Consider the following 10,355-nt stretch of genomic DNA (forward strand, 5'->3'; position numbering starts at 1 on the left):
GCGAAGCTGAACTACCTGGGCAAGTCGTACGGCACGTTCCTCGGACTGACGTACGCGGATCTGTTCACCGATCGGGTCGGCCGCTTCGTCCTCGATGGCGTCATCGATCCGACGCTGACAAACGACGGGTTGGCCAAGGGGCAGGCAGAAGGTTTCCAGCTGGCGCTCAGTCGGTTCATCGCCAACTGCCCCAAGCACGCGGACTGCCCCCTACCGGCTGACCCAAAAGCTGGTCTAGTCAAGATCAACAACTGGCTGAGCAAGCTCGCGACCAAGCCGATCAAGGGCCAGCCCGGTCGACCCCTGACCCGACCGATGGCGGTCAATGGCATCGTCGGATCGCTCTACGACCAAGGCTCCGGTTGGCCAGCGCTGCGGTTCGGCCTCGATGCCGGGTTCAAGGGCGACGGCGCTCCGCTGGAGGAGATGCTCGATTCGTTCGTCAGCCGCGGCCCCGACGGGCGGTACTTGGACAACTCGATCGATGCGTTGTACGCGGTCAACTGCCTGGATCGGCCGGATCGTGCTGACGCGACTCGCACCGCTGAGCTCGCGTCACAGTGGCTCAAGACCGCACCCACATTTGGAGCGGATCTGGCTTGGGGCAACTACCCCTGCCATGACTGGCCGGCACCGGCAACTGATGGCCCGCACGAGGTCAAAGCGTCCGGCGCATCACCCATCTTGTTGGTGGGCACGACGAACGATCCAGCCACGCCATACCCGTGGGCGGTGGCGGTCTCCAAGCAGCTGGATAGCAACTCGCTGATCACCTTCGACGGCGATGGGCACACCGCCTATGGCCGAGGTTCGGCGTGTGTCGACGACAAGGTCGATGCCTATCTGATCGCTGGCAAGATGCCGCCGGGGAACGTCACTTGCTGACGCGGTTCCGCCACAGGGTCTGAGTCCGGGCATGTCGTCAGAAATCTTGTGAACACTCTCACGAGATCGCTGAACTCTCAATTACTTGCAGTAGCGGCATTCCTAGAGGAACCCCATGAATACGGACATTTTGCCTCACGGACAGTAGTTTCCTGTGGAAAACCGGCACTTTTGGGGTCTTCCAAAGGTGTTACGTTCGATCTCGTTGCTCGTCGGGAGCGCCGCCACCGTGGCGCGCGGGCAACCGCTCAATCACCCGCTGGCATGTGGCTACTTTCCCTGTCCGACAGCCGCGGGAGAACCGGGGAACCACTAAGTACCACTGGGGCGAGTCCGGCCAATTTCGGCCGGTAAGGCACCTCACGCCTGAGCCCGTCAGCTAACTCGGTAAGCGAACTGAGGAAGGTTTGTCTTCGTATGCGCACGTCTAAAAAGAGCCTTGGCATGGGTGTTGCGGTAGCTACCAGTGCTGCACTTCTGATGCCAGCCGCAGCAGCAACGTCGACTGCAACGGCAGCGGATTCGACGCCTGTTGCGCGAACCGTCGTGCCAGCGGCCGCACCTGCAGCACCTGCAGCACCTGCTAAGCCGACATTGACCAAGGCCCAAATACGCGCAGCCAAACAGCGCGCCCGGGCGCGCGCCAAGCACTTGCGCGCCCTGAGCACCCGCAAGCGGCTCGTCCGCTTCGCCAAAACCCGTCTGCACCACCGCGGCCAGTACGTCGCAGGCGCATCGTCCGCCTGGCGCTTTGACTGCTCGGGCTTCACCAAGATGGTCTACAAGCATGTGACCGGCATCAACCTGCCGCACTACTCCGGATCCCAGTGGCGCGTCAAGCGTGCCCAAAAGGTCAGCAAGCGCCACCTATTGCCCGGTGACCTCCTTGTGTGGGGTCCCGGCGGATCACAGCACGTATCGATGTACATCGGTCGCGGCAAGATGATCGGCGCGAACAACCCTCGCAGCGATGTCTCGATCAGCGGAATCAATGATTCGTACTGGCGTCCCCGCTACGCCGGTGCCGCGCGCTTGATCAAGGGCTAGTAAGCCGCGATTGCCCGATCGCACAATGCCGCAACGCAAGGCAACTCGATTGCCAAGCGTTGCGGCATTTGTGCGCCTGAGCCAGCGGCACCCGCCTCGAGTGGACCGGTCGGTGCGTCGGCTGTGGAAGCCGGTTTGACAAGGTCTCGCGAGCCTGCCAACACTAAGGGCGCCTCGTTGTTCAGTTCGGGGTTGCTTCGTGAATCGAATTCTCGCCAGCGGGCCTTGTAGCCACGATTCGGCAGTTTCACTTAGCCCGTACCGACGAGGTGGTGTTCAACAGTGGCGGCGTCCGGTAACTGGCGATCGTCGCGTTTCGCGGCAATTCGCCCCCTCGTCGCAGTGTTGGCCGTGGGCGCCCTAAGCCTCGCCATCTCACCTGTCGTTGCCTCAGCCGCGGCTGCCTCACCGGGTGTCGTCTCGGCTGCAAAGCCAAAGCCCCAATCGACTACCCCCACGCGGGCCGCGTCACGAACCGCATTCGCTGATCTGCCCGTCGCACGCAACAGCGAAGCAAGGCTCCAGCCCAACGCGGTGACCCTATTGCGGTTGATTGAGAAGGCATTCCCCTACTACTCCACCGAGGGCGCCATTTATGGCTGGCGCGAGGATCCCATTCCCGATCATCCGTCTGGTCAAGCGTTGGACATCATGCTCCGCGACGACGGTCGGACCAAGCAGAGCGTTTCGGAGGGAGCGACCATTGCCGGCTTTCTGATGGCGAACTGGCAGCAACTGGGAGTCGTGTACTTCATCTTCCGTCAACAGATCTGGCATCCGGGGCAGGCGTTTCGTCTGATGGAAGACCGCGGCGACTGGACGCAAAACCACATGAACCACATCCATGTGCTGGTCAACGGCCAACACACGGCCTATGGTCCGCTGGTCAGCGCCGCGGGAGTAACGCTGCCAGCCGACCAACTGCCTGATCCGGCGGCCTTGCGCAGAGCCCAACAGACACGTATCGCCGAGTTGCGGGGCCAGGTCGTGGCTGCGCGGAAGTCCGCCAGGGCGGCAGCACGGAGTGCCAGGGTCGTGCGTCGGCAGTGGGGCTCCTTAGGCATCGGTGTCACGGCTGCCCAGCGCCAGGTTGACCTGACCATTCGGCGGGCGTACATGCTGGCAGGTGATGAGGAACTGGTTAAGCAGACTGAGGGCCTATTCGTCGATCCGCGTGCACTCGGTACGGCCGCCCTTGTGGCAGATCGCACGACGAGGCTGACTCGCGAGGAATACGAGGCGGCCAAGGCCGCGCTGGTCAAGGCGAAGGGTCAAGTCGCTCGTAGCGGCTTTGCCGCCCGCCAGGCAAAAGAACAACTCGCCCGCGCCGAACAGGCGTTGCGCGAAGCAATCGCCGGGCTCTAGCTCCGCTGCGGGGGTTCCGCTGAACAACGAGCCGCGGTGGCCAAAGTCGTCGGCCCCGGGATCTATCAGAAAGAAACCGAATATCGATCGCCCCACTTGGATGGTCGCGCGGACCAATTACCGGTAGGTTCACCGAGTGGCAGGTACTTCGCACGCGTCGCCAAGGCGGGAGTCAGTATGAACTCGGCCAGTCCCCTCGATCCGCAAGTTGTCCGCGCGCTGAGGTCCGCAATGAGTCGCCGTGGCTTCTTGCAGACGCTCGGGGCCGGCGGTGCGGCAGCTTTCCTCGCAGCCTGCGGAATCTCCGGCAGCAGCGGGACGCCACACAATCGCGACAACCCGGTGGCCACTCCAGTCGACCTCTCCGACACCAACAAGACGCTGACATGGGCCAACTGGACGCTCTACCTGGACTACGACGAAGAGAAGAAGGTCTATCCGACTCTCAGGCAGTTTGAGAAGGAGAGCGGCATCAACGTCAAGTACCGCGAGGACATCGACGACAACAACACGTTCTGGGGCAAGGTTCAGGGGCAACTCGCCAACGGGTCTGACATCGGCTATGACCTAGTCACACCGACCGACTGGATGGCCGGCCGCTGGATCCGGATGGGTTATGCGGCACGACTCGACGCAGCGAATATCCCCAACAAGAAGAACATTCTGCCGAACCTGGAGAACGTCGGCTTCGATCCAGGCCGCAACTTCTCGCTCACCTGGCAGTCCGGCTTCGCCGGCATCGCCTGGAACAAGGAGAAGTACCCGAAGGGCCTCAAGACCCTCGACGACCTGTGGGCGCCTGACCTCAAGGGCAAGGTCGACGTTCTGGCGGAGATGCGCGACACCGTCGGGCTGATCATGCTCAGCCAAGGCGTTGCAATTGACGGGCCGTTCACCGACGACCAGTTCCAGGCGGCCCTCGATGTCCTATCCGAACAACTCGATTCGGGCCAGATCAAGGGCGTCAAAGGCAATGAGTACAAGGAGGACCTGGTCAGTGGCCAGGCGTACGCAGCCATCGCGTGGTCCGGTGACATCTTCCAACTCAACGCCGAGACCCCGGGCAAGTACGAGTTCATCATTCCGGAGTCCGGCGGAACGCTGTGGAGTGACAACTTGCTGATCCCGGCAACTTCCCAGCACAAGGAGAACGCTGAGAAGTTGATGAATTTCTACTATCAACCCGATATCGCCGCAGAGACGGCCGCCTGGGTCAACTACATCTGCCCCGTGCAAGGCGCGCAAAAATACATGGAGAAGATCGATCCTGAGCTCGCGGCCAGTCCATGGATTTTCCCCAGCGACAAGACGCTCAACGAAACCCAGGTTTTCCGGCCACTCACACCGGCCGAGGAAATTCAATTTACCGCCGCATTCGGCGACGTGATTGGTGGTTGATGGTGGCTAAGAAAAGTGACATGACACAGGCAGATGGCGACGTTTTGCTCGCAGACATCACCAAGGAGTTCGGCGACTTCAAAGCCGTCGACAACGTGACGCTGCAGATTCCGCAGGGGTCGTTCTTCGCTCTGCTCGGACCATCGGGTTGCGGCAAGACCACGACGCTGCGGATGATCGCCGGCTTGGAGGAGCCGACCGCCGGGTCCATCCACATTGGCGAAGAGGACATCACGTTGACGCGGCCGTACCAACGTCCGGTCAATACAGTGTTCCAGAATTACGCGCTGTTCCCGCACCTGGACATTTTCGAGAACGTTGCGTTCGGTCTTCGTCGGCGTGGGGTCAAGGACCTCGACCAGCAGGTGACTGATGCGCTCGATCTCGTTGAGCTGGGACAGGTTGCCAAGCGAAAGCCCGGCCAACTGTCCGGTGGCCAACAGCAGCGCATCGCGCTGGCCCGGGCGATCGTCAACCGACCGTCAGTGCTTCTGCTGGATGAACCCCTCGGTGCGCTTGACCTCAAGCTTCGCCGCCAAATGCAGTTGGAACTCAAACGAATTCAGACCGAGGTCGGCCTCACCTTCGTCCACGTCACGCACGACCAGGAAGAGGCCATGATCATGGCCGACACCGTCGCGGTGATGAACGAGGGTGTCATCGAGCAGATGGGTGCCCCCATCGAGCTCTACGAGTCACCCCAGACGGTGTTCGTCGCGAACTTCCTGGGCCAGTCGAATCTGTTCCCGGCGACCGTCAAGGACGCGGGTAGCGAGGAACTGCTGCTCGAGGACCCGGATGGCAAGTTCACGGTCCCCAAGAGTCGCGTCGCTGACGGTGTTGATCTGACGGTCGGGCGCAAGGTGCTTGTCGGTATTCGCCCGGAGAAGCTGAACATCTCCTACGTTGACGATGCCAACGCCCCCGCCTCAGACGGCAACAGTGTTGACGGGCACGTCACGGATGCCTCGTTCGCGGGGGTGTCGACCCAGTACCTCGTCGCCACGCCTGGTGGCGAGGAGATCAGCGTCTTCGCGCAGAACCGGGGGACGCAGGGCGTCATCCCCAGCGGCACCTCGGTCCGATTGTCGTGGAACGGCGATCACGCCTTCGTCTTGGAAGGTGACCAGACCGCGCAAGTCGGGGCCGAGCCGGAACTGCAGAACGTAGGGGGCTGACCCATGGCCATCGCGCACGCCATCGGTGATACCGAGGAGAACGATCCACAACACAAGGGCGGGCAGACCGGCAAAGGCCTGACGCGCAAGAAGTGGGTGCCCTACTGGCTGCTCGCTCCCGGCATGATCTGGCTCGGAATCTTCTTCGTCATCCCGATCGTCTCCCTGTTCTTCACTTCGCTGCAGACCCCGGTTCCCGGTGGCGAGATCGGCCAATATGAGCTGACCTGGCGCTTTGCGAACTACTGGGATGTTCTGTCGAACTCGTCGTTCTACATACCGCTGATTCGTGCGTTCGCCTATGCCCTCATCGCGACGATCATCGCCCTGTTGATCGCCTACCCGCTGGCGTATGTCATGGCGTTCAAGGCTGGTAAGTACCGCAACTTCCTGCTCGTGCTCGTCATTGCGCCTTTCTTCGTCTCCTTCATCCTCCGGACGGTCGCCTGGCGCCAGATCCTGTCCGACGACGGCCCTGTCACCGCCGTCTTCCGCGCGCTTGGGCTGATGAGCGCCAACGGGTCGATCTATCCATCGGCAGGCGCGGTTATCGCCGGTATCGTCTACAACTTCTTACCGTTCATGACGTTGCCGATCTACGCCAGCCTGGAGCGGTTGGACAATCGCCTGGTCGAGGCATCGAGCGATCTGTACGCGGGACCGTTCACTGGGTTCCGCAAGGTGACGCTGCCGCTATCAATGCCGGGCGTCATCGCCGGAACGCTGCTGACGTTCATCCCGGCGGCCGGTGACTTCGTTAATGCGCAATTGCTCGGCAATCGAAAAACGACGATGGTCGGTAACAAGATTGATTACGCGTTCCTTGTTTCCAATGACTATCCGACGGCCGCAGTGCTGTCGTTTGTCCTGATGGCGATCATTCTGATCATGGTTCTGGTCTATATCCGCCGCGTGGGAACGGAGGACTTGGTATGAGTACCTCCGTAGCAACGCTGACGCCGGCCAATAAGCCGACTCCGGAAGCTCGGCCCACGAGCTACAAGATCAAGCGGTGGTTCGGCCGCAACACCCTGCGGATCTACGCGGTGTTCGCGTTCATCTACCTGATGTTGCCGGTTGCCTACACGTTCGTCTTCTCGTTCAACGATGCGGGTAAGTCGAACCTGGTGTGGAAGGGCTTCACGCTCAAGAACTGGGCGAATCCCTGTGGCGCTCCGGAGGTCTGTACGTCACTGCGGAACTCGTTGACGATCGGTTTCATCGCGACCCTGGTGGCCGTCATTCTCGGCACGATGGTTGCCTTCGCGCTGAGCCGCCACCGGTTCCACGGCCGATCAAGCACCAACCTGTTGATCTTCCTGCCAATGGCCACGCCTGAGGTTGTCTTGGGTGCTTCGCTGCTGGCGTTGTTCTTGAACATGGCCCTCCCACTGGGCTACTGGACGATCGTGATTGCGCACATCATGTTCTGTGTGTCGTTCGTAGTGGTGACGGTGAAGGCTCGCGTGGCGGGACTTGATCCGCGGCTGGAACAAGCAGCCGAGGACCTTTACGCCAACGCGCGGCAGACTTTCTGGAAGGTCACCTTCCCGTTGGTTGCACCCGGTATCGCGGCCGCCGCGTTGCTGGCATTCTCGCTGTCGTTCGATGACTTCATCATCACGAACTTCAACTCCGGTCAGACCAACACGTTCCCCAAGTTCGTGTACACGTCGGCCCAGCGTGGAATTCCAGCGCAGGCGAACGTGATTGGATCGATCATGTTCTTCGTCGCCTTGGCGATTGTGCTCGGCGCGCAGATCGTTCGCAGCAGGCGCAACAAAGCCTGACCACAGGACCTCGGTGGCAACTGAGCAGCTCCTCGAGCTGCTGAATCGTGCTGGCGTGCCAGCGGTCTCGGTCGCTGCGCGCGTAGGCAATAGCGACGAGCTCGCGGCGCCCTGGTTGCGGGAAAAGTACGCGGGCGAGCTCGGTGGTACCCATCCGCTGACGGTCGGCCTGACCGATGGCCGCACGATCGACGTCATCGCCAAAATTCGGTCCGACGCCGGCATTTCGAAGACACTGATGCCTGGGGTCTATGAGCAGCTCGGCATTGAGTTGCCGCTTGCGTACTCGCGGTTCCGCGCGGCGCGGGAGATGGCGTCTGTACTCGACCGGGAGATCAACATCTATCGGCTGCAACCCGAGGTCCCACCGTTGGCCAGCTATCAGCCTCGCTATATCGGCTCAGTCATCGACGAGGCAACCGATCTGTCCGTGCTCGTGTTGGAGTTCATACGCGAACCGCGGTTGATGGATACCGGGGCTCACGTCACGGGTTGGACCAATGATGACGTTGAACTGCAACTGTCGGCGATCGGCCAGGTCCACGGCAGCTTCCTGCGGCCGGGGGTTCGACCGTCTGGCTTGGACTTCTTGCCGGAATCGTTCACGGCTGCCGACGTCGTTGCCGACGCTGACTTCTGGCGCGCCGGTGTTGAGTTCGTCCACGCGCGGCGCCCAGACCTGTTGAGTGCGGAGGGATTGCGGCTACGAGAACAACTCATCACCAGCGCTGCCGACTGGTACGGCCCGGTCGAGACCCATCCACACACGCTGGTTCACAACGATTTCAACCCGCGCAACGCCTGCTTTCGACGGGTCGGCCGCCCGGTCATCTACGACTGGGAGTTGGCGATGTGGGGTGTTCCGCAGCGTGACCTGGTGGAGATGATGATGTTCACGACGGCGCCCGAGCACAGTGACGAGTACCTGCGGGGTTTGGTGACGCGTCAGTTTGGTTTGGTGGCCTCGAACCGCCCGGACGTCGACCTCAGTGAAACCGATTGGTGGGAGGCATTCCGCGGCGAGGTGTTCTACCAAACCCTCAACCGGCTGGTCTTCCAGCAGACGCTTGGGGAGACGGTCGCCCTTGGCTACGTCGAGCGAATCACTGGCGCAATGAATCGACTGCTACGGCTCGTCGGGTAGCGAAACGGTCACCGGGGTGAGTCGCCCGCGAGCAGCGACATCAGCCGGCCGGTTTCCGCTATGCGTTGAGTGGTGCTTTGGTAGGCGGTTCGCGCGACACTCGACTCCCGACCGGTAGCCATCGGGTTACTGCCCATTGCCTCAATGTCTCGCTGGTTAGGTGCGAACAGGAAGACATCCACTCCGTCTGCTCGCAGGGCCGCAGCCTCGCGATCGACCTGCCGACGGATCACCCGCCGCCAGGGCATGTCGACCGCGAACCGGAGCCCGGAATGAACCGCCATGGGTGCGCTGATAATCACCGCGTCGAGGCCTTGGCCGACGAGCGCGTCGGCATTGCAGGCCGAGGTCATACCGCCGTCGACGTAGCGGTCGCCGTCGATCTTCACCGGCGCGAAGTAACCGGGGATTGCGCAGGAGGCCGCAACCGCCGAACCGATGGACGGAAGCGGCTCGGACCCCGGCTGGCCGAAGATCACTCGCTCGCCGTCCGACAGGCGCAGTGCGGTGATCCACGGGTGCGGCTGTGGCCAGTCGTTTTGGCACAACGCGTTCATGTTGTGCTCGATGGTGTCCGTGGGAATTGTGCCCTCGGGGAGGGCAGCGGCGGCGATCTTGCCCAGATGAGCAGAACCCGGGGAGCGGGCGAAAGCCTTGAGCAGATCCGGATTTGCTGGCCGCAGGCTGCGCTCGGACGTTGCCTGAAAACTGCGATTTGGGGTGCCGACTCGGGCGATGATCGTCGTTCCCTCCGGCGACATCGCCTCGCCTGTTTGGCGCTTGAGGAAGTCGCCGGGTGGCAGACCCACTCGAAGCGATGTCGCGGTGATCGACCCGGCCGAGGTACCGATGATGACCTCAGCCGTCCGAGCGTCCCACCCGCCGACTGAGTACAGCGCGCTGATGACCCCGGCGTGGAAAGCACCGCCAGTGATCCCGCCACCGCCGAGTGCGAGTCCGATCTTCACGCATCCACCTTTCGGTATGGGTTCGAGCGTGGCAGCCTCAGCAGGCTATACCTCGACGCTTTCAACGCCTACTGCGATCACCTGGCATCGCAGCCTCAGCGCAGCAGGTCAGGACGTGCGATGTGGGGCGAGGCGCCTCCGGCATAATTGACGGCATGGCCGATTCCGGAATTGCGGTATGTCCGTCCTGTGGAACCAAGAACCGCACACCAGTCGCGTCCAAGGGCAAGCCCAGGTGCGCAAAATGCAAGGCAGACATTCCGTGGTTGGTCCCGGCTGACGACTCCACAATTGCCGGTGCGCTCGATGCGTCCCAGTTGGTGATCCTCGATTTGTGGGCACCCTGGTGCGGACCCTGCCGCATGGTCGCACCGGTCCTTGAGCAGCTTTCCACCGAATACGCGGGCCGACTGAAGGTCGTGAAGGTCAACGTCGACGATTCGCCGGGAACGGCCGCCAAGTACGACGCGCGCAGCATCCCAACGCTGGTGATTCTGGATCACGGGAAGGTCGTCGATCGCGTCATCGGTGCCCAGCCCAAACCGGCCCTCGCAACGGCAATCGACAAGGCGCTGGCGAG

10 protein-coding genes are annotated in these 10,355 nt (G+C 62.0%); 9 read left to right on the forward strand and 1 reads right to left on the reverse strand.

The window, feature by feature from the left end:
- From KAZ48_08900 to KAZ48_08935, 8 genes are all read left to right on the forward strand, one after another.
- Positions 1-885, forward strand: an 885-nt coding sequence (locus tag KAZ48_08900) for an alpha/beta fold hydrolase (protein MBP7972906.1), incomplete at its 5' end; no start/stop codon positions are given.
- Between the two features lie 417 nt (positions 886-1,302).
- Entirely contained in the window at positions 1,303-1,932 is a 630-nt protein-coding gene (locus KAZ48_08905) for a C40 family peptidase (protein ID MBP7972907.1), read from the forward strand.
- Positions 1,933-2,466: 534 nt separating this feature from the next.
- Complete coding sequence (locus KAZ48_08910) at positions 2,467-3,297, forward strand: hypothetical protein (GenBank protein ID MBP7972908.1); 831 nt, start codon at positions 2,467-2,469, stop codon at positions 3,295-3,297.
- 177 nt (positions 3,298-3,474) lie between these two features.
- A complete protein-coding gene (locus tag KAZ48_08915) occupies positions 3,475-4,695 on the forward strand; it encodes a spermidine/putrescine ABC transporter substrate-binding protein (protein ID MBP7972909.1) in 1,221 nt (406 codons plus the stop codon).
- A gap of 20 nt (positions 4,696-4,715) precedes the next feature.
- The gene (locus KAZ48_08920) at positions 4,716-5,873 is read left to right on the forward strand and encodes an ABC transporter ATP-binding protein (protein MBP7972910.1); all 1,158 of its coding nucleotides are present in this window, start codon (positions 4,716-4,718) and stop codon (positions 5,871-5,873) included.
- Positions 5,874-5,876: 3 nt separating this feature from the next.
- Complete coding sequence (locus KAZ48_08925; GenBank protein ID MBP7972911.1) at positions 5,877-6,809, forward strand: ABC transporter permease; 933 nt, start codon at positions 5,877-5,879, stop codon at positions 6,807-6,809.
- Positions 6,806-7,663: an ABC transporter permease gene (locus tag KAZ48_08930; GenBank protein MBP7972912.1), complete on the forward strand. Its 858-nt coding sequence runs from the start codon at positions 6,806-6,808 to the stop codon at positions 7,661-7,663. Before KAZ48_08925 ends, KAZ48_08930 begins: the two co-directional genes overlap by 4 nt.
- Before the next feature lie 13 nt (positions 7,664-7,676).
- Positions 7,677-8,807 carry a phosphotransferase gene (locus KAZ48_08935; protein ID MBP7972913.1) on the forward strand — a complete coding sequence of 377 codons (1,131 nt, stop codon included), beginning with the start codon at positions 7,677-7,679 and terminating at the stop codon, positions 8,805-8,807.
- A gap of 8 nt (positions 8,808-8,815) precedes the next feature.
- Here KAZ48_08935 and KAZ48_08940 read toward each other — a convergent pair whose 3' ends face one another.
- On the reverse strand, positions 8,816-9,775 hold the full coding sequence (locus KAZ48_08940) for a patatin-like phospholipase family protein (protein ID MBP7972914.1): 960 nt from the start codon (positions 9,773-9,775) through the stop codon (positions 8,816-8,818).
- 155 nt (positions 9,776-9,930) lie between these two features.
- On the opposite strand from KAZ48_08940, the gene trxA reads away from it, so the two are divergent.
- The coding region (trxA, locus tag KAZ48_08945; protein MBP7972915.1) for a thioredoxin at positions 9,931-10,355 on the forward strand (425 nt) is incomplete at its 3' end.

The organism is Candidatus Nanopelagicales bacterium (assembly GCA_018003655.1).
GTDB lineage: Bacteria > Actinomycetota > Actinomycetes > S36-B12 > UBA10799 > JAGNDY01.

Bases quoted from the DNA above. Each gene is read 5' to 3' on its own strand.
- KAZ48_08925 (MBP7972911.1), top strand. From the start codon at position 5,877: ATGGCCATCGCGCACGCCATCGGTGATACCGAGGAGAACGATCCACAA.
- KAZ48_08930 (MBP7972912.1), top strand. From the start codon at position 6,806: ATGAGTACCTCCGTAGCAACGCTGACGCCGGCCAATAAGCCGACTCCG.
- KAZ48_08905 (MBP7972907.1), top strand. From the start codon at position 1,303: ATGCGCACGTCTAAAAAGAGCCTTGGCATGGGTGTTGCGGTAGCTACC.
- KAZ48_08915 (MBP7972909.1), top strand. From the start codon at position 3,475: ATGAACTCGGCCAGTCCCCTCGATCCGCAAGTTGTCCGCGCGCTGAGG.
- KAZ48_08920 (MBP7972910.1), top strand. From the start codon at position 4,716: ATGACACAGGCAGATGGCGACGTTTTGCTCGCAGACATCACCAAGGAG.